Annotated in this window: 23 protein-coding genes; 16 read left to right on the top strand and 7 right to left on the bottom strand. The window is 64.2% G+C overall.

Annotation, left to right across the window (positions count from 1 at the left end):
* Positions 1 to 123: 123 nt before the first annotated feature.
* The 5 genes from lptF to rsmA are packed head-to-tail and all read left to right on the top strand — an operon-like array spanning position 124 to position 6,888.
* Positions 124 to 1,317, top strand: coding sequence for an LPS export ABC transporter permease LptF (lptF, locus tag AC1DGP_RS17020; protein WP_441491841.1), 1,194 nt, complete (start codon positions 124 to 126; stop codon positions 1,315 to 1,317).
* The gene (gene lptG, locus AC1DGP_RS17015; RefSeq protein WP_441491842.1) at positions 1,317 to 2,405 is read left to right on the top strand and encodes an LPS export ABC transporter permease LptG; all 1,089 of its coding nucleotides are present in this window, start codon (positions 1,317 to 1,319) and stop codon (positions 2,403 to 2,405) included. Before lptF ends, lptG begins: the two co-directional genes overlap by 1 nt.
* 58 nt (positions 2,406 to 2,463) lie before the next feature.
* Positions 2,464 to 4,971 (top strand): LPS-assembly protein LptD, encoded by a 2,508-nt coding sequence (locus tag AC1DGP_RS17010; RefSeq protein ID WP_441491843.1) that lies wholly within the window; start codon positions 2,464 to 2,466, stop codon positions 4,969 to 4,971.
* A gap of 49 nt (positions 4,972 to 5,020) precedes the next feature.
* On the top strand, positions 5,021 to 6,037 hold the full coding sequence (gene pdxA / locus AC1DGP_RS17005) for a 4-hydroxythreonine-4-phosphate dehydrogenase PdxA (RefSeq protein ID WP_441505524.1): 1,017 nt from the start codon (positions 5,021 to 5,023) through the stop codon (positions 6,035 to 6,037).
* Positions 6,034 to 6,888 carry a 16S rRNA (adenine(1518)-N(6)/adenine(1519)-N(6))-dimethyltransferase RsmA gene (gene rsmA, locus AC1DGP_RS17000; protein ID WP_441505523.1) on the top strand — a complete coding sequence of 285 codons (855 nt, stop codon included), beginning with the start codon at positions 6,034 to 6,036 and terminating at the stop codon, positions 6,886 to 6,888. Before pdxA ends, rsmA begins: the two co-directional genes overlap by 4 nt.
* A gap of 9 nt (positions 6,889 to 6,897) precedes the next feature.
* On the opposite strand, the gene gmk is transcribed toward rsmA, so the two are convergent.
* The 3 genes from gmk to mltG form a co-directional block, all read right to left on the bottom strand.
* Entirely contained in the window at positions 6,898 to 7,545 is a 648-nt protein-coding gene (gene gmk / locus AC1DGP_RS16995; RefSeq protein WP_476775412.1) for a guanylate kinase, read from the bottom strand.
* Between the two features lie 6 nt (positions 7,546 to 7,551).
* The gene (locus AC1DGP_RS16990) at positions 7,552 to 8,433 is read right to left on the bottom strand and encodes a YicC/YloC family endoribonuclease (RefSeq protein WP_441491846.1); all 882 of its coding nucleotides are present in this window, start codon (positions 8,431 to 8,433) and stop codon (positions 7,552 to 7,554) included.
* Between the two features lie 184 nt (positions 8,434 to 8,617).
* Complete coding sequence (mltG, locus tag AC1DGP_RS16985; protein WP_441505521.1) at positions 8,618 to 9,850, bottom strand: endolytic transglycosylase MltG; 1,233 nt, start codon at positions 9,848 to 9,850, stop codon at positions 8,618 to 8,620.
* Here mltG and AC1DGP_RS16980 point away from each other — a divergent pair.
* Positions 9,843 to 10,073 (top strand): hypothetical protein, encoded by a 231-nt coding sequence (locus AC1DGP_RS16980; RefSeq protein WP_441491848.1) that lies wholly within the window; start codon positions 9,843 to 9,845, stop codon positions 10,071 to 10,073. The two genes, mltG and AC1DGP_RS16980, sit on opposite strands and share 8 nt — an antisense overlap.
* A 44-nt stretch (positions 10,074 to 10,117) precedes the next feature.
* On the opposite strand, the gene fabF is transcribed toward AC1DGP_RS16980, so the two are convergent.
* From fabF to fabD, 4 genes are all read right to left on the bottom strand, one after another.
* Positions 10,118 to 11,383: a beta-ketoacyl-ACP synthase II gene (fabF, locus tag AC1DGP_RS16975; RefSeq protein WP_441491919.1), complete on the bottom strand. Its 1,266-nt coding sequence runs from the start codon at positions 11,381 to 11,383 to the stop codon at positions 10,118 to 10,120.
* A gap of 45 nt (positions 11,384 to 11,428) precedes the next feature.
* Complete coding sequence (locus tag AC1DGP_RS16970; RefSeq protein WP_043236751.1) at positions 11,429 to 11,662, bottom strand: acyl carrier protein; 234 nt, start codon at positions 11,660 to 11,662, stop codon at positions 11,429 to 11,431.
* 256 nt (positions 11,663 to 11,918) lie between these two features.
* Positions 11,919 to 12,656, bottom strand: a complete 738-nt coding sequence (gene fabG, locus AC1DGP_RS16965; protein ID WP_476775414.1) for a 3-oxoacyl-[acyl-carrier-protein] reductase — start codon at positions 12,654 to 12,656, stop codon at positions 11,919 to 11,921.
* A gap of 38 nt (positions 12,657 to 12,694) precedes the next feature.
* Positions 12,695 to 13,639: an ACP S-malonyltransferase gene (gene fabD / locus AC1DGP_RS16960; RefSeq protein WP_441505520.1), complete on the bottom strand. Its 945-nt coding sequence runs from the start codon at positions 13,637 to 13,639 to the stop codon at positions 12,695 to 12,697.
* Positions 13,640 to 13,963: 324 nt separating this feature from the next.
* Between fabD and rpsF the strand changes: the two genes are divergently transcribed.
* The 10 genes from rpsF to AC1DGP_RS16910 all read left to right on the top strand — a co-directional run bounded on the left by rpsF (position 13,964) and on the right by AC1DGP_RS16910 (position 23,597).
* Entirely contained in the window at positions 13,964 to 14,416 is a 453-nt protein-coding gene (gene rpsF, locus AC1DGP_RS16955) for a 30S ribosomal protein S6 (RefSeq protein ID WP_113518472.1), read from the top strand.
* Positions 14,417 to 14,419: 3 nt separating this feature from the next.
* Positions 14,420 to 14,665, top strand: coding sequence for a 30S ribosomal protein S18 (rpsR, locus tag AC1DGP_RS16950; RefSeq protein ID WP_038367644.1), 246 nt, complete (start codon positions 14,420 to 14,422; stop codon positions 14,663 to 14,665).
* Positions 14,666 to 14,806: 141 nt separating this feature from the next.
* A complete protein-coding gene (locus AC1DGP_RS16945; RefSeq protein WP_441505519.1) occupies positions 14,807 to 15,754 on the top strand; it encodes a DUF2232 domain-containing protein in 948 nt (315 codons plus the stop codon).
* A gap of 26 nt (positions 15,755 to 15,780) precedes the next feature.
* Positions 15,781 to 16,347, top strand: coding sequence for a 50S ribosomal protein L9 (rplI, locus tag AC1DGP_RS16940; protein ID WP_441491852.1), 567 nt, complete (start codon positions 15,781 to 15,783; stop codon positions 16,345 to 16,347).
* A 166-nt stretch (positions 16,348 to 16,513) separates the two neighbouring features.
* The gene (locus tag AC1DGP_RS16935) at positions 16,514 to 18,001 is read left to right on the top strand and encodes a replicative DNA helicase (protein ID WP_069880684.1); all 1,488 of its coding nucleotides are present in this window, start codon (positions 16,514 to 16,516) and stop codon (positions 17,999 to 18,001) included.
* On the top strand, positions 17,998 to 19,131 hold the full coding sequence (alr, locus tag AC1DGP_RS16930; protein ID WP_476832327.1) for an alanine racemase: 1,134 nt from the start codon (positions 17,998 to 18,000) through the stop codon (positions 19,129 to 19,131). The genes AC1DGP_RS16935 and alr overlap by 4 nt, the downstream gene beginning before the upstream one ends.
* A 6-nt stretch (positions 19,132 to 19,137) precedes the next feature.
* Positions 19,138 to 20,535 (top strand): DNA repair protein RadA, encoded by a 1,398-nt coding sequence (gene radA / locus AC1DGP_RS16925; RefSeq protein ID WP_441491854.1) that lies wholly within the window; start codon positions 19,138 to 19,140, stop codon positions 20,533 to 20,535.
* A gap of 107 nt (positions 20,536 to 20,642) precedes the next feature.
* Complete coding sequence (locus AC1DGP_RS16920; RefSeq protein WP_441505517.1) at positions 20,643 to 21,326, top strand: CvpA family protein; 684 nt, start codon at positions 20,643 to 20,645, stop codon at positions 21,324 to 21,326.
* A gap of 42 nt (positions 21,327 to 21,368) precedes the next feature.
* Positions 21,369 to 22,841: an amidophosphoribosyltransferase gene (gene purF / locus AC1DGP_RS16915; RefSeq protein ID WP_476775416.1), complete on the top strand. Its 1,473-nt coding sequence runs from the start codon at positions 21,369 to 21,371 to the stop codon at positions 22,839 to 22,841.
* A 12-nt stretch (positions 22,842 to 22,853) separates the two neighbouring features.
* Entirely contained in the window at positions 22,854 to 23,597 is a 744-nt protein-coding gene (locus AC1DGP_RS16910; RefSeq protein WP_441491857.1) for an SDR family NAD(P)-dependent oxidoreductase, read from the top strand.
* Positions 23,598 to 23,697 lie beyond the last annotated feature (100 nt).

The following is a 23,697-nucleotide window of genomic DNA, read 5'->3' as shown; positions in this document are numbered from 1 at the left end:
GGTCGTGAACATGATGCGAACGATTCCCGTTTGCGCCATGATCGTGGCTATACCATAGGGAGTGTTTGGCGAACCGTCCAAGGGGAGCCTCGAACTGCCCTCGGTTTCACCGGAAGCTAACGCGTGCGTCTTCTCCGTCTCGACCGCTACATCCTGAAGATCGCCGCGGTCGCAGCGATCGTACTTCTGATCGGGCTGACCAGCGTGATCTGGGTGACGCAGGCCCTGCGTGAGGTCGACCTGATCACCGGCAAGGGCCAGACCATCTACATCTTCTTCACGGTGACACTGCTTTCGTTGCCGGCGCTGATCGCGGGCATCGCACCGGTCGCGCTGTTCATGTCGACGCTCTACACGCTGAACCGGCTGAACGGCGATTCGGAGTTGATCGTCATGAATGCGGCCGGAGTCGCGCCCTACCGGCTGACCCGCCCGTTCATCGTGCTGACGCTGGCGACCTCCCTCCTTGTCGGCTGGATGGCGATTTCGGTCATGCCGTCGGGGTTCCGGGCGTTGCGGGACCTGATCACGCTGATCAGGGCCGATTTCGTCGCCAATGTCGTGAAGGAAGGCCAGTTCGTCTCACTCGATTCCGGAGTGACGTTTCACTACCGCGAGCGTTCGGGTGACGCGCTGCTCGGCATCTTTATGCAGGACCGCCGCGACCCCAGCCAACCCTCCGTCTACATCGCCGAGCGCGGCCGGACAGTGGAATCGGACGGCAACAGCTTCCTGATGCTGGAGAAGGGTACCATCCAGCGCGAAGCCAAGAACAAGGAGTCGACTTCGATCATCTCCTTCGAGCGCTACGCGCTCAACCTGTCGGCTCTATCGGGCGAGTCGACAGGCGGCGATGGCGAAGGCAATGGCGACAGGGTGATCTACAAGCCACGCGAACGCACGACCTGGGCCTTGCTGCGACAGGACCCCAATGAAGCCTATTACAAGCTGCAGGCCGGGCGGTTCCGCGCCGAACTGCACAATCGTCTTTCGGCGCCGCTCTACCCGATCGCGTTCATGCTCGTCGCCTTCGCCGCCCTCGGCGAAGCGCGTACGACGCGTCAGGGCCGCAATGTCGCGATCCAGGCAGCGATTTTGATTGTCGGTGCGGTCCGCATCGGCGCCTACGCCGCGTGGACCGCCAGCGTCAGATCGGGTTTTGCAGTCGTCCTGCTCTACCTTCTGCCCCTGGTCACAATCATCTGCTCTACGGCCCTTATCATGTTTGGCGCGTCGCTGAGGCCGCGGCTCAACAAGCTGTTCGAGCCGATCATCCTGTCGCTATCCGCCCTGCCCTCTCGCCTGCGTCGCGCCTGATGCTGCTTGTCTCGACCTTCGGCCGATACCTGACGAAGCGCTTCACACGCGCCATCATCAGCGTGTTCAGCACCTTCTTCTTTCTGATCCTGACGCTCGATTTCGTCGAGCTGATGCGCCGTGCCGGCGATTCGCCGCTCGCGACGACGCCGCAAATCATCAGGCTCGCGCTGTTTCGCGCGCCTGCGGTGGCGGAGCAGATCTTTCCCTTTGCCGTGCTGTTCGGTGGCATGTTCGCACTGCTGACGCTAAGCCGGAAGCTTGAGCTCGTGGTGGCCCGCTCCGTGGGCGTCTCGGCCTGGCAATTCCTGCAGCCGGCCGCATTGGTCGCAGCAGTGATCGGCTTTGTCTCGATCATGATCTACAACCCGCTCGCAGCCGAACTGAAGCGCAGCGCGACGGCCCTCGAAGCCAGGCTCTTCGCGAGGAGTACCCAGGCGTCCGGAGCGCAGGAAATCTGGATTCGCCAGCGCAGCGTCGACGGGCAGGCGATTATTCGCGCTGCGGCAGCCTTGCCGGACGCGTCAGGCCTCTCCCAGGTCGCTGTCTTTAGCTTCGATGCGAATGGCGGCTTCAACGAGCGCGTGGAGGCAAGGGAAGCGATCCTGCATCGCGGCTATTGGGAATTGACCGATGCACGCGTCGTGTCTGCCACGGAAGAGCCACAGAGCTACACGACCTATCTGCTCGCGACGACTCTGGAGCCCGACCAGGTGCGGCAAAGTTTCACCCCGCCCGACGCTGTTGGGTTCTGGTCGATGCCGACAGTGATCGAACGGACGCAGAAGGCCGGCCTTGATTCCACGCGCTACGAGCTGCGCTATCAGTCGCTCAAGGCGCGGCCGCTTCTGCTCGTTGCCATGATCCTGGTGGCGGCATCCGTTTCCTTAAGATTTTTCAGATTTGGTGGTGTTACGAGATTGGTGATAGGTGGCGTGGCGGCCGGGTTCGTGCTCTATGTCGCGACGCAGCTGTCGGAAGAGCTCGGGGCATCAGGGATCGTCAATCCCATGGTGGCCGCGTGGTTGCCGGCGGTTGTGGGGACGATGCTTGGGGCGCTCGCTCTCCTTCACCAGGAAGACGGGTAACTAGTACTGTGCCTATGGTTAATTTTGGATTGAGCATATGGCCTCTGGCGTGAGACGCATGGCTCGTTTTGCCGCGGCGACCGCCCTCGCCTCGAGTTTGGCCTATTGCCTGACGGCAGGAGGGAGCGCTTTCGCGCAAGCTCCGGCGAAGCCGCAGGAACGCATGGTCGTCGACGCGCGCGAGTTGGTCTACGACAACAAGAACAACAGCGTCTCGGCTGTCGGCGACGTCCAGATTCTCTATCAGGGCCGTACGATCGAAGCCGACAAGGTCACCTATGACCGCGCCAGCAAGCGCGTCATCGCCAGCGGCAATGCCCGGATCACCGAATCGAACGGTACCGTCATCACCGGCGACCGCTTCAATCTGACGGACGATTTCCGCGACGGCTTCATTGATTCGCTGCGCGTCGTGAACCCGGACAAGACGCGGTTTACCGCTCCGCGGGCTGAACGTACGGACGGCGAGACCTTCGTCTTTGAGAAGGGCATCTACACCGCTTGCGAGCCCTGCAAGGACAAGCCCGAAAAGCCGCCGCTCTGGCAGGTCCGCTCGGCGCGGATTATCCATAAGAAGTCCGAGCAGACGATCTATTACGAATCGTCCCGGCTGGAATTCGCCGGGGTTCCGATCGCCTATATCCCGTACATGTCGGGCCCGGACTCGACGGTGAAGCGCAAGAGCGGCTTCCTGTCGCCGGCCTTCATCAACACCAGCGCGCTCGGCTTCGGTGTTGGCCTGCCCTATTTCTTCAACCTCGCCCCGAACTACGATCTCACAGTCACGCCAACCTATCTCTCGCGGCAGGGATTCCTTGGCCAGGCCGAGTGGCGTCACCGGCTCGTCAACGGGTCCTATAACATCCGTGCAGCCGGCATCTTCCAGGCGGAGCCGGATGCGTTCCAGCCGACGCCGTACGGCGCGCGCGACAGCGATTTCCGCGGCTCGCTGGAAACCACTGGCAAATTCTATTTGAATCCGCGCTGGACCTACGGCTGGGACGTCGCGATGTCGACGGACCGCTGGTTCTGGAAGAACTATCGCATCCGAAGCGAGAGCATCAGCTCGACGACCTACCTGCAGGAATCGATCTCTACGGGCTATCTCAACGGCCAGAGCCCGAATGCCTGGTTCGACCTGCGTGGCTATTATTTCCAACCCCTGACGTCGTCCGATTGGCAGAAGCAGCAGCCGCTCGTCCTGCCGGTATTCGACTACAACAAGCGGGTGCACAAGCCGGACGTCATTGGCGGTGAACTGGCGTTCAATGTGAACGTCACAAGCCTCACGCGGGACGCCGCTGCCTTCCAGCAGATTCCGGCCCAGAAGAACTTCCTGATCACGACGCCGAACCCGCTCTATGATGGCTGCGCGGTCTACCAGAAAGACCAGTGCCTGGTGCGCGGCATCGGCGGTTCGGTGGCGCGCGCAACAGCGGAAGTGTCCTGGCGGCGCAATTTCATCGATTCGCTCGGCCAGGTCTGGACGCCGTATGCGTCGGTTCGCGCGGATATCTTCTCGGTCAATCCGTCGACGACCGGCTTTTCCAACGCCAACGTTTCCTCGATCTTCAACACATCCGACGATGTCTTCGGGCGCGTCATGCCGGCGGTCGGCCTGATGTACCGCTACCCCTTCGTGGCCAAGACCTCGTGGGGCACGCATATCATCGAGCCAGTCGCCCAGTTCGTTGCACGTCCGAACGAGACGAATGTCTTGCGGGTCGCCAACGAAGATGCGCAAAGCCTCGTCTTCGACGACACCAACCTGTTCGAGTGGAGCGGCAAGTTCTCCGGCTATGATCGGGTCGAGGGTGGCACGCGAGCGAATGTCGGCGCGCTCTACACAGGCCGTTTCGGCAAGGAGGCCTACGCCAATTTCCTTGTCGGCCAGTCCTTCAATCTCGCCGGGCGCAATTCCTTCGCACAAGCCGACCTGGTCAATACCGGCCTGGATTCAGGTCTCGAAACGACGCGGTCCGATTTCGTCACCCGCGCGCAAATCTCGCCGTTCAAGAACTTCTTCCTGTCCGGCGCGGCGCGGCTGGACGAATCGACGTTCGAGGCGCAGCGGATCGATGCAGGCGCCACCTACAGCAATGGCGTGGTATCGACCTCCGTGACCTATGGCCGCTATGAGCCCCAGCCCGAGTTGGGCATTCCGCGGCGGCGCGAGGGTCTCGGCCTGAACGGCTCGCTCGGGATCGCGCAATACTGGCGCGTCCGCGCCGGGGTCCTGTTCGACCTCGACAAGTACAAGTTCGACCGCGAGCGGTATCGTGATGCCTTCGTGGCAGCCCAACTCGATCCCGTAGCCCTTGCGGCACTCACCTATCCCAAGACGGGCCCGTTCCAGCCCGCCTCGATGAGCTTCGGCATCAACTACACCGACGAATGCACCGTGTTCGACATCTCCTATTCGCAGTCCTATGCCGACCGGCAGTCCGGCGCCACGAAGGATACGCGGACGGTGATGTTCAAGCTCGAACTGCGCACCTTGGGCGAGATCAGCTACTCGCAGAACCTGGGCCAGGGCTCGACAGGCGACGGCGTCGCCGCTCGCTGAGGGTAGAATCAGGATTACTGCGAGCGAGCCGGTGCGGGTGGAGAAGAACGTGTCACCGCGACTGCTCGCTCTCACGCAAGGTGATCCGGCAGGGATCGGCCCTGAGCTGGCCTTGAAAGCCTGGGTGCTGCGGGAGCCCGCAGCTCTTCCGCCGTTTGCTTGCATTGCCGACCCCGGTCTTTTGGAAAGCCTGTCACGACGGCTGGGCCTCGATGTGCCCATCGTTGGCTGCGCCTGGCATGAGGCAGAGGCGCTTTTCGAACAGGCCCTGCCCGTCATTGCGCTTGAGAAGACCGCGATCGTGGTATCCGGACATCCTGATCCGGCCACGGCTGCGGGGACTATCGAGGCGATCGATCGCGCCGTCGCCGCGGTGCGCGAAGGACATGCGGCCGCGCTGGTCACCAATCCCATTGCCAAAAGCGTTCTTTACGCCGCCGGTTTCAGGCATCCCGGCCATACGGAATATCTGGCGCATCTTGCGGCGGATGGAGGCAGGACGCCCCACCCCGTGATGATGCTCTGGTGCGAAGATCTGGCGGTTGTTCCGGTAACGATCCACGTGCCGCTCAGTGCAGTACCATCGCTGCTGACGACGGATCTGATTGTCGAGACGGGGCGAATTGTCGCTCGCGAACTGGCCTCCCGCTTCGGAATTCCGCAGCCACGGATCGCACTGAGCGGGCTGAATCCGCATGCGGGAGAAGGTGGAGCGCTGGGCGAGGAGGATGCTGCGGTGGTGGCGCCAGCCGTCGCGCAGCTCAAGGCGTTGGGAATCGACGCAAGCGGTCCTTATCCTGCCGACACGATGTTCCATTCCCGCGCCCGTGCCGGGTACGATGCGGCACTGGCGATGTATCACGATCAGGCACTGATCCCGATCAAGACGATTGCCTTCGACGAGGGCGTCAACGTGACACTTGGCCTGCCCTTCATCCGTACCTCACCGGATCACGGAACGGCCTTCGACATTGCAGGCCGCGGCATTGCCCGCCCCGACAGCCTTTGCGCCGCGCTGCGGCTGGCAGCCCGCATGGCGGCCCATTCCGAAAGCCGCCTGCCATGAGTCAGATCGACACGCTGCCGCCGCTGCGCGAGGTGGTCGAACGCCACGGCCTGATGGCGCAGAAGTCGCTGGGCCAGAACTTCCTGTTCGATCTCAACCTGACAAGCAGGATCGCCCGCGCCGCCGGGCCACTCGATGGCGAGACTGTGGTCGAGATCGGCCCTGGCCCAGGTGGACTGACGCGTGCTTTGCTCGCTAACGGGGCTGGACGTGTCATCGCGGTCGAGCGTGATCGACGTTGCCTGCCGGCATTGGCCGAGATCGCCGCACATTACCCGGGACGGCTTGAGGTGATTGACGGCGATGCGCTTGCCGTCGACCTCTCCTCTCATCTTGGCGGCTCGCCCGCCCGGATCATCGCCAACCTGCCCTATAATATCGGCACGCCGTTGCTCGTTGGCTGGCTCAGCCAGGAACCCTGGCCCTCCTGGTGGAACTCGCTCACGCTGATGTTCCAGCGCGAGGTGGCCGAGCGCATCGTTGCAACCCCGGAGCAGCGCGCCGATTATGGCAGGCTGGCCGTTCTCGCGAACTGGCGTTGCGAAACCAAGATCCTGTTCGACGTGCCCAGGTCCGCTTTCGTGCCGCCGCCGAAAATCACGTCCTCTATCGTTCAACTCGTGCCGCGACTGAGGCCGGAGCCCTGCGAACAGAGATTGCTGGAGCGTGTCACGCTGGCTGCTTTCGGCCAGCGCCGGAAAATGCTGCGCCAGAGCCTCAAGGCCGTGACGCCTGATCCGCAGCCGATGATCGAGGCCGCCGGCCTGTCGCCAACGGCGCGCGCAGAGGAAGTGCCCGTTTCAGGATTCGTGCGCCTCGCCAACGCCCTGGCTGGGCTGAAGGCCGGATAGCGGCGCACCCTACGCGATTGCTTCGCTGAGGAGCCCGGCGACAAATTCACTCATACCAATCGCGCGCGAACGCTTCAGGCGTTCGGCGGTGAGGATCGCGCGGACCGATTCATAGGCAGCACCGAGATCGTCATTGATGATGACGTAGTCGTAGACGCTCCAACGAGCGATCTCGTCGCGGGCGTTGTCGAGTCGCTTGGCGATGACCTCAGGCGCATCCTCGGCGCGACGCACGAGCCGAGAGCGCAGTTCCGCCATGGACGGCGGCAGGATGAAGATGGCGACGACATCCTCGCGCGCCTTTTCGAGGATCTGCTGCGTGCCCTGATAGTCGATGTCGAAGAGCACATCGCGGCCGGCCTTCAGCGCATCCTCGACGGGCTTGCGCGGGGTCCCGTAGCCATTGCCATGGACCTCGGCCCATTCGAGCAGATCATCGCGCTCGCGCAACGTCTCGAAGGCAGGGCGGTCGATGAAGTGATAATGGACGCCATGAATCTCGGAGGGGCGCTTGAGCCGGGTCGTGACCGAGACCGATAGATCGAGATTGGTTTCCTTCTGCGACAGCGTTCGCGTCAGGGTCGATTTGCCCGCTCCCGAGGGAGAGGACAGGATCAACATCAGGCCACGACGGGCCGGGCGCACCAGATCGGCCATCAGCCGTCACTCCACATTCTGAACCTGTTCGCGCATCTGGTCGACGACCGTCCGCAGCTCGAGCCCGATGCGCGACAACCCGGCATCACCGGCCTTGGCGCAAAGCGTCGAGGATTCTCGCCCGAATTCCTGCGCAAGAAAGTCGAGCTTCCGGCCGATCGGCCCGCCCTGATCGAACAAGCCCCGCAACGCGGCAACATGAGCATGCAGCCGGTCGATCTCCTCGCGGATATCGGCTTTGACCGCTAGCAGCGCGGCCTCCTGATGCAGGCGCTGCGGATCGAGTGCCGGGCTGGCATCGAGCAGGGCCTGCACCTGCGTCGCGAGCCGTGCGCGGATCGCTTCCACACTCCGCCCGGGATGCTGCTCCGCCTCATCGGTCAGACGGCCAATGCTGGCAAGGTGGCCTGTGAGAACGGATTCAAGCGCTCTCCCCTCGGCGGAGCGCGCCTCCTTGAGACCCAGGACCACCGCGTCCAGGCCAGCAAGCAAGGGGGCCTCGAGCTGCGCCAGGATATCCTCGTCCTCGTCGGCAATCTCGACCACGCCGCGAATCCCAAGCAGCGCGTCAAAGGACGCCGGACGGATGCTGTCGGAGGCGGGCAGCCTCGCGACGGATTCCAGCAGGCCCGCAAGCACCGCCTCGTTGATACGAGGCTTCGCCGGCCGGGCATCGCTGTTGATCGAGAGATTCACGTGCAATGTACCGCGAGAAAAGGCGGCGCCGAGGCGCTTGCGCGCCGCCTCGGCCAGGGCTTCGAACCCGGAAGGTACCCGGACGCGCACATCGAGGCCGCGCGCATTGACACTGCGGATTTCCCATGCCCAGGCATGAAGACCTGCGGTGCCGGCTGCGCGGGCAAAGCCGGTCATGCTCTCGATCGCCATGGACGCTGAAACTCCCCCCGACGGCTCACCGTGCGATCACAATGCGCAGGATCACCGCTCGACGCTGTATCTGATGCGGCGGGACCGTAGTGAGGCGAAACACCGCTCGCAAGTCGCGCTGCACACATAGAAGCGCGAAGATGGGGAGAAATCGGGCGTGACTGCCCATACTCGCCAGAGCCGCTCAGGGGCGCAGTGCTGGAACCTGCTTCGACGAGTTGAGATCGTAGCTTCGGTTCAGCAGCGGATCGCGGTTCGTCCCTTCCGACGCATCGAAGGCGCGCGCGCGCGTTCCCGCCGGACCATCCGCCGACGCACGCCGGCTGCCCCCCACCGTCTCGCTGTCCCCGGACGTCGCATCGGCCGCTCGCGAGGCCCCAGGCGCTTCGGTGCGATTATCCGGCGAGGGCGGCGGTTCCACCTTGTCGACATTCGAATCCGGCGAGGGCTTGCCAGCCTCGCGCCGCTGCGACTCGACCTGCCGCCAGCGGGCGACATTGCGGTTATGCTGCTCCAAGGTCTCGGCGAAGGCGTGCCCACCACTGCCATCAGCCACGAAGTAGAGCTCCTTGGTCCTGGAATGGTTGACCACGGCCTCCATTGCGGCACGGCCCGGGTTGGCGATCGGGCCCGGCGGCAGTCCGTCGATGACATAGGTATTGTAGGGCGTCGCCTGGGTAATCTCGTTACGCTGGATCGCGCGGCCGAGCGTGCCCTTGCCGCCGACGAGCCCGTAGACGATCGTCGGGTCGGATTGCAGCTTCATCTTGCGGTTCAGACGGTTGATGAAGACACCGGCAACGCGTGGGCGCTCGTCGGCGCGGCCGGTTTCCTTCTCGACGATCGAAGCCAGGATCACCAACTCCTGCGGCGTCTTGATCGGCAGGTCGGCAGGGCGGCGACTCCAGACATCGTTGAGGATACGGCGTTGATCGCGCGTCATCCGGTCGACGATCGCCTGCCGTGTGAACCCGCGTGGAAACTTGAAAGTGTCGGGCAGGATGGTCCCCTCGCGAGGCACCTGAATGACGTCGCCCGTGAGGAGATCATTGTCGCGCAACCGCGCGATGATCTGTTCGCTGGTCAGACCTTCCGGCACGGTGATCGAATGCTCGACCGCCTTGCCCTCGGCAATGATGTCGAGAATGTCCTGCTGGCTGGCGCGAGCCTTGAACAGATACTCACCCGCCTTGAGCTTGGTCCAATTGCCGGAGATCAGCGCCGAAACCTTGAAGGTCCAGGGATGCTCGATCAATCCCTCGCGCTGAAGGAGCTCGGCAATTTCGGTGAGGCCGCTTTCTTTGGGAATGATCAGCACACGGTCGCTCGCGAGCGGCCCTGGCGCCTTACCCTGGCTGCCGACCACAGCGATTCCAGCACCGACGACGCCGGCCAAGACGAGCGCAGTCGTGAACAACCCGCTGAGCATGCCGATGAAGGGATTGCGCCTCCTGCGACGCGCCTTCGGCGGCGGAGCAGGCGGCGCCACCGGCTTCAACGCCTCGCTCGGGCTCTTCGGGGCGACGCGGGGCGAAGTGTTCACAGTGCTGGCGCTCGCGTTCTGGTGTCGTGAGGTTCGCCGCAATGCCCTGGCGATGCGACGCATTTCGAGCCTGTCCCGAAATCCGGTGACAGACTAGCAGAAATTATGGCGAAAGCGCGCTGAGCCTCATCGGCCGGTGCGTCAGTCGACGAAACGCCGGATCACCAGCGAGGCGTTCGTCCCGCCAAACCCGAAGGAATTGGAGAGAGCGATCTCGATGCTGCGCTTCTTCGCGACATTCGGCACCAGGTCCAGATCGGTCTCGACGGATGGGTTGTCGAGATTGATCGTCGGCGGTGCGATCTGGTCGCGAATCGCGAGGACCGTGAAGATCGCCTCGATCGCGCCTGCCGCGCCGAGCAGGTGTCCCGTCGCCGACTTGGTCGAGGACATGGCGGGCTTCCGCGGAGCGTTGGCGAGCAGCCGCTCGACTGCCCGCAGCTCGATTTCGTCGCCGAGCTGGGTCGAGGTGCCATGCGCGTTGATGTAGTCGAGATCACCCGCCGTGACCCCGGCACGATCGAGCGCCGCCGACATGCAACGATAGGCACCGTCGCCATCCTCGGCCGGCGAGGTGATATGATAAGCATCACCCGACATGCCGTACCCGACGATTTCGGCATAGATGCGCGCACCGCGCGCCTTGGCATGCTCGAGATCCTCGAGAACGACGACCCCTGCCCCCTCGCCCATGACGAAGCCGTCGCGATCCTTGTCATAGGGACGCGAGGCTTTCTCAGGCGTGTCGTTGAAGCCAGTGGACAGCGCGCGACACGCGCAGAACCCGGCAATGCCGATGCGGTTGATCGCCGATTCGGTGCCACCCGCGACCATCACCTTGGCATCGCCGAGAGCGATCATCCGCGAGGCATCGCCAATGGCATGAGCGCCGGTCGAGCAAGCCGTGACCACTGCGTGATTCGGCCCCTTGAGGCCGTGCGTGATCGAAACATAGCCGGCGGCGAGATTGCTCAACCGGCCGGGAATGAAGAAAGGCGAGAGGCGGCGCGGGCCGCGCTCCTTGAGCAGGATCGACGCTTCATAGATGCCGCCGAGCCCACCAATGCCGGACCCGATCGCGACACCGGTCGCGATCTGGTCCTCGTAGCTTTCGGGTTTCCACCCGGCATCATTGAGCGCCTGCGTCGCAGCCGCCATTGCGAAGACGATGAAATCATCGACCTTCCGCTGTTCCTTCGGCTCCATCCAATCGTCAGGATTGAAGGTGCCGTCGGAACCATCGCCGCGCGAAATATTGCAGGCGATCTGGGCGGGAAGGTCGCTCGCGTCGAAGCTCGTGATCGGACCGGCGCCGCTGGCGCCGGAGATCAGACGTGACCAGGTCGGCTCGACGCCGCATGCAAGCGGCGTCACCATGCCAAGCCCGGTCACCACGACACGTCGCATGGTGTAGCTGCGTGGGCTCATGATGCAGTAACGGCCAGAGGCCGATCAGGCGCTCTTCGAGAGGAACTTGACGGCGTCGCCGACCGTGACGATCGTCTCGGCAGCATCGTCCGGAATCTCGACGCCGAACTCTTCCTCGAAAGCCATCACGAGCTCGACCGTATCGAGGCTGTCGGCACCCAGATCTTCAATGAAGTTGGCGCCTTCGACGACCTTCTCGGGTTCGACGCCGAGATGCTCGATCACGATCTTCTTCACGCGCTCGGCGACATCGCTCATGGATCTTTTCCTCAAAGCTTGAAACGCATCGCTGGATCGCGATGCGTGTAGGGAACCGCTCCCGCCACCCGGCACCCCTTCCGGAATGCCGCCGGGGCGGAACTCTTAAGGCTGCACAAACGCAACAACAGGGTTCGCGTCAAGTCCCCCCGAGCACGCGCGCTGCAGCGCGACGGCGCTAGTTAACACACTCGTCGATAGCTGACGAGAGCCGCAAACCGATCTGGGAAGGTTACAAAGAACCTTCTCAAGACCTTCAAATCATTGCCATTCCACCGTTGACGTGAAGCGTCTGCCCGGTCACGTAAGCGGCCTCGTTGCTGGCGAGATAAGCGACAGCTGCAGCAACATCGTCACCCACACCCAATCGGCCCATCGGCACGTCGGCGAGGATGCCTTCGCGCTGCTTGTCGTTGAGCGCCTGCGTCATCGGCGACTCGATGAAGCCCGGTGCAACGACATTCACCGTGATGTTGCGGCTGGCGACTTCCGCCGCCAGCGCCTTGGACATCCCGATCAGCCCGGCTTTCGAGGCGGCGTAATTGCCCTGCCCGGGATTGCCGGTGACGCCGACGACCGAACCGATCGAAACGATGCGGCCATAGCGGCGGCGCATCATCGTCTTCACGGCCGCCCGCGACAGCCGGAATGCTGCGGTCAGATTGACGGCGATCACGCTGTCCCAGTCCTCGTCCTTGAGGCGGAGGAAAAGATTGTCGCGCGTCACGCCAGCATTGTTGACGAGGATATCGAGCCCCCCGAGCTTCTCCTCAGCAGTCGGGACGAGCGCCTCGACCGAATCCTTGTCCGACAGGTTGCAGGGCGCAATCACGACGCGCTCGCCAAACTCGGCTGCGAGAGCCTCGAGCGCCTCGACCCGCGTGCCGGACAGAGCGACGCTGGCACCGAGGCCGTGGAGCGTGCGGGCGATCGCGCCGCCCAGCCCTCCGGTCGCGCCGGTGACCAGGGCTTTCTTCCCCGTCAGGTCAAACATGCTGCCTCCTCTTTATATCGACCCGGCATCCTGCCGGCTCACCCGTTCTGGGCACTGTAATTGCGGATATCGTCGGCGGCGCCGAGCGAAACCGCACTCGTGCCGGCTGCGATACGCTTGACCAAGCCGGCCAGCACCTTACCGCTGCCTGCCTCGACGAAACGGGTCACGCCGGCATCGGCCATAGCCTGCACGCATTCGCGCCAGCGCACGGTTCCCGTCACCTGCGCCACCAGCGACGCGCGGATCGCATCCGGGTCGCTCAGCGGAGCAGCTCCGACATTGGCCATCACCGGAACAACCGGCGCCGCCAGAGCGACCCTTGCCAGGGCCTCGCGCATAGCATCGGCGGCAGGTTGCATCAGCGCGCAATGGAAGGGCGCTGATACCGGTAGTGGCAGGGCGCGCTTGACGCCGCGCTGCCCGGAGAGCGCAATAGCCCGCTCGATCGCCGCCTTGCTGCCGGAGAGAACGACCTGTCCGCCACCATTGTCATTGGCAGCTTCGCAGGCCTCGCCTTGCGCTGCATCCCTGGCAATCTCGCGCGCCTGTTCGAGCTCGACCCCGAGCAGCGCTGCCATCGCCCCCTCGCCTGCCGGCACAGCCTTCTGCATGGCGTCGCCGCGAATCCGCAACAAGCGCGCAGCATCCGCAATCGAGAAGCTGCCGGCAGCCGCCAGCGCAGAATACTCGCCGAGCGAGTGGCCGGCCACGAAGGCCGCATCGCGCTGCAGCGACAGGCCCGCCTCCGCCTCAAGGACGCGGATCACGGCAAGACTCACAGCCATCAGGGCAGGCTGAGCATTGGCGGTCAGCGTCAACTCCTCGGCAGGACCATCCCACATGATCGCCGAAAGCTTCTGCGACAGGGCGTCGTCGACCTCGGCAAAGACTGCCCTGGCCACCGGAAAGGCGTCGGCCAAGGTCTTGCCCATGCCGACGGCCTGAGAGCCCTGGCCGGGAAAGATGAACGCGGTTGTCATGCTGAGAAAATCCCGATGTTCATAAATTAGTCATCGCGACGGCGCTCTCACATTGCTTGGGAGGCCAAGTCAAGCTTTGCTGGAGAATTCGCGGCCACCTGTGCAGTGATTTGGCTTGCGGAAATGGCCACGACGCTGTATCAGCCGCCTCCTGTTTGTTCGGCCGGAGGCTGAACGGATGGCGGGCGCTTATCAAGCATCCGCAGGTTCGGCTCTCGAACCGCCATCCCGTGTCTCCGCCTTCGATGAAATCCTGTCGGGCCTTATCCAGGGCTCGGAGGGCTCCGCGCCGAGCGAAACAGGGTAAAACAAAGGAAGGCCATAATGGCATTGTACGAGCATGTGCTGCTCGCGCGGCAGGATGTCAGCGCGCAGCAAGTCGAAGCTCTTGTCGAACAGTTCAAGGGCATCATCGAGGCGAATGGCGGCTCGGTCACCAAGACCGAGTACTGGGGCGTGAAGTCGCTCGGGTATCGCATCCGCAAGAACCGCAAGGCTCATTACTCGCTGCTGAACATCGACGCTCCCTCCGCCGCCGTGCTGGAGATGGAGCGCCAGATGCGCATCAACGAAGACGTCCTGCGCTTCCTGACGATCCGCGTCGAGGAGCTCGAGGAAGGCCAGTCGGCCATGCTGCAGAAGCGCGATCGTGACGACCGCGGCGAGCGCGGCGGTGACCGCTTCGAGCGTGGCGGCGACCGTTTCGATCGCGGCCCGCGCCGTGACCGTCCGCGTCGCGAAGACGAGACCACCGAAACCACCGGCACGGAGGCCTAAGCCATGTCGACCGCTTCCGCCGGCGCCCGCCGCCCCTTCTTCCGCCGCCGCAAGTCCTGCCCGTTCTCGGGCGAAGGCGCTCCGAAGATCGACTACAAGGATGTGCGCCTGCTTTCGCGCTACATCTCCGAGCGCGGCAAGATCGTGCCGTCGCGTATCACGGCCGTTTCGGCCAAGAAGCAGCGTGAGCTCGCCCAGGCGATCAAGCGCGCCCGCTTCCTGGGCCTGCTGCCCTACGTCATCCGCTAAGCGGATTGCGACCCATCGCCGGTGCCTTGCACCGGCGATGGCCGAACCCCTAGTCGCCCAGCGGTGAAATCCCGCCGGGTATGTTGAGGCAAGATGCCTCTCACCCTGCCATTTTCGAGCAGCGGGACAGCAGGACGAAGAATGCTTCCGATCGTCGGCATCGGTGCGGGCCTTGTCTCGGCCCTTCTTTTCGCAGTGGTGATCACCGGATCGCCGCTGGCTATTCTGCTGTATTCCGCAGCCCCTCTTCCGATCTTCATCGCGGCACTCGGCTGGAATCATCGCGCCGGGCTTGTTGCGACCGCAGCCGGCGCGATCGCCGGCATGATCGCGCTCAGCTTTGCCGCCGGGCTGAATTATGCGCTGATCGTCGCGCTGCCAGCCTGGTGGATTGCCTACCTCGCGCTTCTTGCCCGTCATGACGGCACGGGCGGTGCCGAGTGGTATCCGCTCGGTCATCTTCTGGTCTGGATCGCCGCAATAGCCGCGCTGACAACCGTTGGCAGCGCTCTCGTGATGACCACGGACTACGACACCTATCGCACGGTGATCGCACGCGTCATCGAGAACCTGCTCTCCGAGATGGTGCGCAGCCGCCTCATCGCCTTGCCAGCAGATGTGAAGGTTTCCGAGCTTGCGCTGACGCTCGCGCCCGCGGTCCCCGTCGGGATCGGCGCGTCCTTCGTCACGACGATCGTCGCCAATCTCTGGCTTGCGGCCAAGGCAGTGCAGGTCTCCGGCCGGCTGCCGCGCCCGTGGCCTTTCATTCCGGCAACGACGGTTCCCCGCCAGGCGCTGATCCTGCTTGGCCTGGCAATGGCGATAGGCACGCTCGGCGGTTTCATCGGCGTCGCCGGAGCTGCGATGACCGGCGCACTCCTCGCTGCCTTCATGTTCAGCGGGCTGGCCACCATCCACGATCTGACGCGCGGCAAAGCCTGGCGCGGGCCGGCGCTGATCTCGGTCTATCTCGCGCTCGTCATCATGCAGGCCCTGCTGACACCGCTGCTGTCGCTTGCCGGCATCGTCGATTCTCTGCTGGGGCGCCGAAAGGCCCCACCCACCGTTCCACCCATGCCTAACGCCTGACATCAAACACAAGAAGGAGAAGACCAATGGAAGTGATCCTGCTCGAACGCGTCGCCAAGCTCGGCCAGATGGGCGAAGTCGTCCGCGTGCGTGACGGCTTCGGCCGTAATTTCCTGCTGCCCCGCGGCAAGGCGCTGCGCGCCACCGAAGAGAACAGGAAGCGCTTCGAGACGCAGCGCGCCCAGCTCGAGACCCGCAATCTCGAGCTCAAGAAGGAGGCCGATTCGGTCGCCGAGACGCTGAACGGCCACTCGGTCGTGATGCTGCGTCAGTCGGGCGAGTCCGGCGTGCTCTACGGTTCGGTCTCGACCCGCGACATCGCCGAGGCCCTGACCGCGGACGGCTTCAGCGTCGACCGTAGCCAGATCACCCTGAACGCGCCGATCAAGACGCTCGGTCTGCACACCGTTCCGGTCGTGCTGCATCCTGAGGTTTCGGTCACCGTCACCATCAACATCGCCCGTTCCGCTGAAGAGGCCGAGCGCCAGGTCCGCGGTGAGAACGTCACGGCTCGCGAGGAGTTCGATCTCGACGATCTCGGTCTCGAGGTCGGCGCGGCACTGGCCGAGGCCGGCGACAACGACGATCGCTGAGACGACCTCGTCTAACCATGAGTCAAGGGCGCCGTGGCAACACGGCGCCCTTTTCGTTGGAGGGGTGTGAAGATCGGGAGGAAGCCGCATTGCCTGCTGGCATCGGGCGTCAGGGTGCTAGAGTACATTTTATCCGACTCATCTCAGCCGAGCTTGCCCGCAGATCATGGCCACTGCCACCGCCCTCGTTGCCCGTCTCGACAGTCAAGAGGCGGAGTATCGCGTCCAGCCCCATAATATCGAGGCTGAGCAGGCGCTGCTGGGTGCAATCCTGGTCAATAACGACGCGTTCTACCGCGTCTCGGACTTCCTGCTGCAGGACCATTTCTTCGAGCCGATCCACCAGCGCATCTTCGAGTTGACCGCGAGTTTGATCCGAGCGGGCAAGATCGCGACGCCGATCACGTTGAAGACATTTCTCGCCGAGATCGATCTTGGCGGCATCACGGCCTCGCAATATCTCGCGCGCCTCGCGGCCGAGGCCACGACCATCATCAACGCGCAGGATTACGGGCGCACCATCTACGAACTCGCCATCCGGCGCCTGCTCATTGGCGTCGGTGAGGATCTGGTCAACGTCGCCTATGACGCACCGGTCGAGATGGCGCCTCGCGAGCAGATCGAGGAAGCCGAGCGTCGGCTCTATGAACTGGCCGAGAAGGGCCGCTACGAGGGCGGGTTCCAGAAATTCGATGGCGCGCTTCGCCTCGCGATCGACATGGCGGCGAGCGCCTACCAGCGCGCCGGCGGTCTCTCAGGCATCTCGTCCGGCCTCCGCGATCTCGACGCGCGCATGGGCGGCCTGCAGCGCTCGGACCTGATCGTGCTGGCCGGTCGCCCGGCCATGGGCAAGACCTCGCTTGCGACCAATATCGCGTTCAACATCGCCAAGGCCTGGCGCGGCGAGCGACAGGATGACGGTTCGCTCAAATCCGTCGACGGCGGTATCGTCGCCTTCTTCTCACTCGAAATGTCGGCCGACCAGCTCGCGACCCGTATCGTCGCCGAACAATCGGGCATCTCGTCATACAAGATCAGGCAGGGCCGCATCTCCGAAGGCGATTTCGCGCGGCTGGCCGATGTCGCAAACCAGATCGAGAAACTGCCGCTCTATATCGACCAGACCGGTGGCCTCTCGATCGCCCAACTGATGGCGCGCGCGCGACGGCTGAAGCGCCAGAAGGGGCTCGATGCTCTCTTCATCGACTACCTCCAGCTGCTCTCGGGCTCGGCCAAGAAGGGCGAGAACCGCGTGCAGGAACTGACCGAGATCACGACCAGCCTGAAGGCGCTGGCCAAGGAACTCTCGGTACCGATCATCGCGCTCTCGCAGCTCTCGCGCCAGGTCGAGAACCGCGACGACAAGCGGCCCCAGCTCTCGGACCTGCGCGAATCGGGCTCGATCGAGCAGGACGCTGACGTCGTGATGTTCGTCTATCGCGAGGAATATTACCTCAAGGGCAAGGAACCGCGTGCCGGCACGCCGGAACATGCGACCTGGCTCAACGAGATGGAGGTGGCCCATGGTCTCGCCGAGTTGATCATCGGCAAACAGCGTCACGGCCCGACCGGCACCATCGCCCTGCAGTTCGATGCCGACGTCACACGCTTCTCCGACCGCGCCGAAGAAGCCCATTTGCCGGAACAGATATGACCGCCTTCGATACCCCGGATGCCGGCATGGCCGGCGCGACACTGACGATCGATCTCGGGGCGCTGGTAGCGAATTGGCGTGCGCTCGGACAGCGTGCCAGCGGGGCCGAGACCAGCGCCGTGGTCAAGGCCGACGCCTATGGCATCGGCATCGAGCCAGCGGTCACAGCTCTCGCCAAGGCCGGCTGCCGGACGTTCTTCGTCGCCCATCTGTCCGAGGGCATTCGGGCACGAGCCGTGGATCCGGACGCGGCGATCTATGTGCTGAACGGCCTCTTGCCGGAAACCTGCGGCCACTTTGCCCTGCACGGCCTGTCACCGGTGCTCGGTTCGCATGAAGAACTGCTCGAATGGGCCGCTTTCCGCCAGGGCGGAGCCGCGGTCAGGTCGGCGGCACTGCATGTCGACACCGCGATGAACCGGCTCGGGCTCTGGGCCGGCGAAGGCTTGAACCTCGCGCGTGAGCGCTCAGGCACGATCACGGCCGCAGGCATCGGTCTTGTGATGTCGMATTTCGCCTCATCCGAGGATGAGGCCGATCCAGCCAACGCGCGACAGGCCGCAGCCTTCGCCGATATTGCAGCCGCCTTCCCCGGCATTCCCGCCTCGCTGAAGAACTCTTCGGGTCATTTCCTCAAGGATGTCCCATCCTATCAGCTCACCCGGCCGGGCTACGCACTCTATGGCGGCAACCCGACGCCGAACCAGCCGAACCCGATGCAGCCTGTCATCGGGCTGGAGGCACGCATTCTCCAACTGCGCGAGGTCCAGGCCGGCACGCAGGTGGGCTATAACGGCCGCTGGACCGCACCGGGGCCGCGCAAGCTCGCCACGATCTGCCTCGGCTATGCCGATGGCTACCCGCGCAATGCGAGCTGGACGGATAGCAGCACCGGCGGTTCGGCGATCGTTGGCGGCGTTACCTGCCCCTTCGTCGGCACGGTTTCGATGGACCTGATCATCATCGATGTCACGGATGCGCCTGCCGCTGCCGCCGTGCGGGGCGCGCCGGTGACGCTGATCGGCGGGCCGCTCGACATCGAGACGGTGGGCGCTGGAGCCAAGACCATCGGCTACGAGATCCTGACCGGGCTGGGCGGGCGCTATGCGCGCCGCTATGTCGGGCTCTAGTGCCGAATGGCGAAACGCGGTCCAACCTATACCTGCCAAGCCTGCGGCGCAGTCTATCATCGCTGGCAGGGCAAATGCGACGCCTGCGGCACATGGTCGTCGCTCAGCGAGGAAGCGCAGGCTGCGCCGGTGCCGGGCGGACGCGGCTCGTCGAACGGCCGCGCGCGGGGCCGTGTCTTTGCGCTCGAGACGCTCAAAGGCGAGACACAGGATGCTCCCCGCATTGTCGCCGGCATCGGTGAGCTCGACCGCGTCACCGGTGGCGGTTTCGTGCCCGGCTCTGTGCTGTTGATCGGCGGCGATCCCGGCATCGGCAAATCGACCCTGCTGATGCAGGCTTGTGCGGCGCTCGCCAATGGCGGCCATCGCGTCGTCTATGTCTCGGGCGAAGAATCGACCGGGCAGGTCCGCCTGCGGGCCGAACGCATGGGCCTCGCCGATGCGCCGGTCGACCTCGCTGCAGAAACCAATGTCGAGGACATCGTCGCCACCCTCAATCAGGGTCAGCGTCCGGCCCTCGTCGTGATCGATTCGATCCAGACCATGTGGTCGGGCGAGGTTGAAAGCGCGCCGGGCACAGTGACGCAGGTACGAGGCTCGGCCCAGGCATTGATCCGCTATGCCAAGACCAGCGGCGCCTGCCTGATCCTCGTAGGCCATGTCACTAAGGACGGTCAGATCGCCGGGCCGCGTGTGGTCGAGCATATGGTCGACGCCGTTCTCTCCTTCGAGGGCGAAGGCGCACATGCCTTCCGCGTCCTGCGCGGGCAGAAGAACCGCTTCGGAGCAACTGACGAGATCGGCGTCTTCGAGATGACCGGCAAGGGATTGTCGGAAGTCACCAATCCATCGGCCCTTTTCCTGGCGGGCCGGGATCAGGCCGCCCCTGGGGCCGCGGTCTTCGCCGGAGTTGAGGGCACGCGGCCGGTGCTGGTCGAGATCCAGGCGCTGGTCTCGCCGACCTCACTTGGCACGCCGCGGCGCGCTGTCGTCGGCTGGGAGAACAGCCGTCTCGCGATGGTGCTTGCCGTGCTCGAAACCCATGGCGGCCTAAGGCTCGGCCAGCATGATGTCTATCTCAACGTAGCCGGCGGCCTGCGGGTCAACGAGCCGGCCGCGGATCTGGCGGTTGCCGCCTCGCTGATCTCCTCGCTGACCGGAGCGATTCTGCCGGCCGAAGGCGTTTATTTTGGCGAGATCGCACTGTCGGGGGCGATTCGTCCGGTTTCCGTCACGGCTGCCCGCTTGCGCGAGGCTGCCAAGCTCGGCTTCGAGGCTGCACTCTTTCCCGCAGGTGGAGCAGATTTCGGCGATGGCAGCGGGCTGGGACTGCGCCGTTTCGGGCATGTTGCGGAGCTCGTCGCCGATATCGCGGCTCGCGCTCCTCGCAGGGATGTGAAATGAACCGCCCCCAAGGGTGACGGAACCCCTTCGAACGCGTATAGCAAAATCGTTGCGGCCAGCCCATTTCTTGCGGGCCACCCCTAGATGCTAGAGAAGCGGCTTCCTACATGCCTGTCACAATCCTCGATCTCGTCGTCATCGGCGTGGTTCTGATCTCGGCGTTGCTGGCCGCTGTGCGCGGGCTGACACGAGAAGTGTTGGCTATCGCGTCCTGGGCGACGGCAGCTGTGGTGGCTTGGGTGTTTCATCCCCAGCTCCTGCCGCTGGCGCAGCAACATATCCCGAACCAGACCATCGCGTTGGTCGCCGTGATCGCGGCCCTGTTCCTGGTAACCTTGATCATCGTGTCGCTCGTGACTGCCCGGATTTCCGATTTCGTCCTCGACTCGCGTATCGGCGCGCTCGACCGGACGCTCGGCTTTGTCTTCGGCGCCGCCCGCGGGCTGCTGCTGGCGGTGATCGGTTACGTGTTCTTCACCGCGCTGATGGGCGACAAGAATCTCCCGACCTGGGCAAAGGACGCCAAGGCCAAGCCGATCCTCGAAGAGACCGGCCGCTCGCTTTTGACGATGCTGCCGCAGGACATCAATTCTGACTTCGTCAAGAAGCTGCTGAAGCCCAAGACCGGCGAAGAGCCCGCCGAGGCGCCGGCCGAGGAGCCGCGCCCACCGGCGAGCCCGACCGCTGACCCGCAGCGCCGCACTGAAGTGCCGAACGCCAACGACCGCCAGGCGCTACAGCGTGCGATCGAAGGCACCCGCCCGGGAACGCCTGCCCAAACTCGTCCGTAATTGGAGCGTAACGCAGCCGTGTTACAGCGTATGGAGCCCGTAATGACGTCTCAACCCGAGACCCACGACGCCTTCGATCCCTATGCCGACCGGCTGCGCGAGGAATGCGGCGTCTTCGGCATCTTCGGTCATGCCGATGCCGCCGCGCTGACCGCGCTCGGCCTGCATGCTCTCCAGCATCGTGGCCAGGAAGCGGCTGGTATCGTGACCTTCGACGGCAGGCGCTTCCATTCGGAGCGGCGTCTCGGCCTTGTCGGCGATGCGTTTTCGGAAGCCTCGGTCATCGACAATCTCCAGGGCGCGCAGGCGATCGGTCATGTGCGCTATTCGACAACGGGGGAAACGATCCTCCGAAACGTCCAGCCGCTCTTCGCCGAGCTGCATGGCGGCGGCTTTGCCGTTGCGCATAACGGCAACCTCACCAACGGCCTGACGCTGCGCCGCAACCTTGTCCGTGACGGTGCGATCTATCAGTCGACCTCCGATACGGAGGTGCTGCTCCATCTTGTCGCCCGCAGCCGCAAGACCCGCTTCATCGATCGTTTTGTCGATGCCATCCGCCAGATCGAGGGCGCTTATGCCTTCGTCGGCATCACCAACAAGAAGTTGATTGGCGCTCGCGATCCGTTGGGCATCCGCCCGCTCGTGCTCGGCGAGCTCGACGGGGCACCGATCCTGACCTCCGAGACCTGTGCGCTCGACATCATCGGCGCCAAGTTCGTCCGTGAGGTCGAGAACGGCGAAGTCGTCGTCATCTCCGAGGACGGCATCGAGAGCCACAAGCCCTTCCCGCCGGTTGCGGAACGCCCCTGCATCTTCGAGTATATCTACTTCGCCCGGCCGGACTCGATCGTGAAGGGCCAGAGCATCTATGAACGTCGCAAGCGCATGGGCGCGCAGCTGGCCTCGGAAGCGCCGGCAAATGCCGATGTGATCGTGCCCGTACCGGATTCGGGCGTGCCGGCGGCGCTGGGCTTTGCCCAGGCAAGCGGCGTTCCCTTCGAGCTCGGCATTATCCGCAACCATTATGTCGGGCGCACCTTCATCGAGCCGACCCAGAAGGTCCGCGAACTCGGCGTGCGGCTGAAGCATTCGGCCAACCGCAGCGTGGTCGAGGGCAAGAGTATCGTTCTGGTCGACGACTCGATCGTGCGCGGTACGACCTCGTTCAAGATCGTCAAGATGATGCGCGAGGCTGGAGCGCGCGAGGTGCATTTCCGCATCTCGTCGCCGCCGATCACCCATCCCGACTACTACGGCATCGACACGCCCGACCGCGAGAAGCTGCTGGCGGCAACGCATACCCTTGAGGAGATGCGCCAGTTCGTCGGCGCGGATTCGCTCGCCTTTCTCTCGGTCGACGGTCTTTACCGCGCCATGGGGCATGAACGGCGCGATCCCGCCCGGCCGCAATTCACCGACCATTGCTTCACCGGCGACTACCCGACCTCGCTGACCGACGTCATCGGCGAGAGCGCCAAGCAGGAATTGTCCCTCTTGGCCGAAGCCGGCTGATCACAAGAGTCTATGATGACCAAGCCTCTCGCAGGGCGCGTCGCGCTCGTCACTGGCGCGTCGCGCGGTATTGGCCGCGCCGCAGCCCTCGCCTTCGCCAATGCCGGCGCCCATGTCGTTGCTCTGGCGCGAACCTCCGGCGCGCTTGAAGAACTCGATGATGAGATTCAGGGCATTGGCGGCAGTGCGACGCTGGTTCCTGTCGACCTCGGCGATGCGGCTGCGATCGAGAAGCTTGGCCCCGCTCTGCTGCAGCGCTGGGGCAAACTCGACATCCTGCTCGCCAATGCCGGCATCCTCGGCCCCCTGACCCCGCTCACCCATGCCTCGCCGAAGGAATGGGCCAAGGTGTTCGAAACCAATGTCACGGCCAACTGGCGCCTGATCAAATCGGTCGAACCGGCCCTGCAGGCCTCGGATTCGGGCCGGGTCATCGTGATGTCGTCAGGTGCGGCGCATAAGTGCCTGGCCTATTGGGGCCCGTACTCGATCTCGAAGGCGGCCGTCGAGGCCATGGCGCGCACCTATGCAGCCGAGACCGTGACGACCCCGCTCAAGGTGATGATCGTCAACCCCGGCCCCCTGCGCACCCGCATGCGGGAAGAAGCGATGCCKGGCGAGGATCCGCTGACGCTGAAGACCCCGGAAGACCTCGCTCCGCATCTCGTACGCCTGGCCTCGCCCGATTGGGCGGAGACCGGCAAGATTTTCGATTTTCCGCAGGGCAAGGTACTGAGCCCGCAAATGCCGGCCTAAATTGGCGCGCGTCCTGGGGGGCGCAAAGTGGCGATCCCTCTCTTTAGGCAGCATCGGATTTTCCCCGAGAGGTGGATTCCACTTTTCGGTCTGATGCCCT

Source organism: Allobosea sp. 05T433 (assembly GCF_056396065.1).
The sequence above is the reverse complement of the archived record's forward strand: the minus strand, read 5'-3'. Positions and strand labels throughout refer to the sequence as shown.

What these genes read in the sequence shown, in the direction of transcription:
- fabD (WP_441505520.1), bottom strand. Translation starts at nt 13,639, where the DNA reads ATGACAACCGCGTTCATCTTTCCCGGCCAGGGCTCTCAGGCCGTCGGC.
- fabG (WP_476775414.1), bottom strand. Translation starts at nt 12,656, where the DNA reads ATGTTTGACCTGACGGGGAAGAAAGCCCTGGTCACCGGCGCGACCGGA.
- AC1DGP_RS17010 (WP_441491843.1), top strand. Translation starts at nt 2,464, where the DNA reads ATGGCTCGTTTTGCCGCGGCGACCGCCCTCGCCTCGAGTTTGGCCTAT.
- AC1DGP_RS16970 (WP_043236751.1), bottom strand. Translation starts at nt 11,662, where the DNA reads ATGAGCGATGTCGCCGAGCGCGTGAAGAAGATCGTGATCGAGCATCTC.
- lptG (WP_441491842.1), top strand. Translation starts at nt 1,317, where the DNA reads ATGCTGCTTGTCTCGACCTTCGGCCGATACCTGACGAAGCGCTTCACA.
- rpsF (WP_113518472.1), top strand. Translation starts at nt 13,964, where the DNA reads ATGGCATTGTACGAGCATGTGCTGCTCGCGCGGCAGGATGTCAGCGCG.
- gmk (WP_476775412.1), bottom strand. Translation starts at nt 7,545, where the DNA reads ATGGCCGATCTGGTGCGCCCGGCCCGTCGTGGCCTGATGTTGATCCTG.
- radA (WP_441491854.1), top strand. Translation starts at nt 19,138, where the DNA reads ATGGCGAAACGCGGTCCAACCTATACCTGCCAAGCCTGCGGCGCAGTC.
- rsmA (WP_441505523.1), top strand. Translation starts at nt 6,034, where the DNA reads ATGAGTCAGATCGACACGCTGCCGCCGCTGCGCGAGGTGGTCGAACGC.
- fabF (WP_441491919.1), bottom strand. Translation starts at nt 11,383, where the DNA reads ATGCGACGTGTCGTGGTGACCGGGCTTGGCATGGTGACGCCGCTTGCA.
- rpsR (WP_038367644.1), top strand. Translation starts at nt 14,420, where the DNA reads ATGTCGACCGCTTCCGCCGGCGCCCGCCGCCCCTTCTTCCGCCGCCGC.
- rplI (WP_441491852.1), top strand. Translation starts at nt 15,781, where the DNA reads ATGGAAGTGATCCTGCTCGAACGCGTCGCCAAGCTCGGCCAGATGGGC.
- AC1DGP_RS16935 (WP_069880684.1), top strand. Translation starts at nt 16,514, where the DNA reads ATGGCCACTGCCACCGCCCTCGTTGCCCGTCTCGACAGTCAAGAGGCG.
- purF (WP_476775416.1), top strand. Translation starts at nt 21,369, where the DNA reads ATGACGTCTCAACCCGAGACCCACGACGCCTTCGATCCCTATGCCGAC.
- AC1DGP_RS16990 (WP_441491846.1), bottom strand. Translation starts at nt 8,433, where the DNA reads ATGGCGATCGAGAGCATGACCGGCTTTGCCCGCGCAGCCGGCACCGCA.
- AC1DGP_RS16920 (WP_441505517.1), top strand. Translation starts at nt 20,643, where the DNA reads ATGCCTGTCACAATCCTCGATCTCGTCGTCATCGGCGTGGTTCTGATC.
- AC1DGP_RS16945 (WP_441505519.1), top strand. Translation starts at nt 14,807, where the DNA reads ATGCTTCCGATCGTCGGCATCGGTGCGGGCCTTGTCTCGGCCCTTCTT.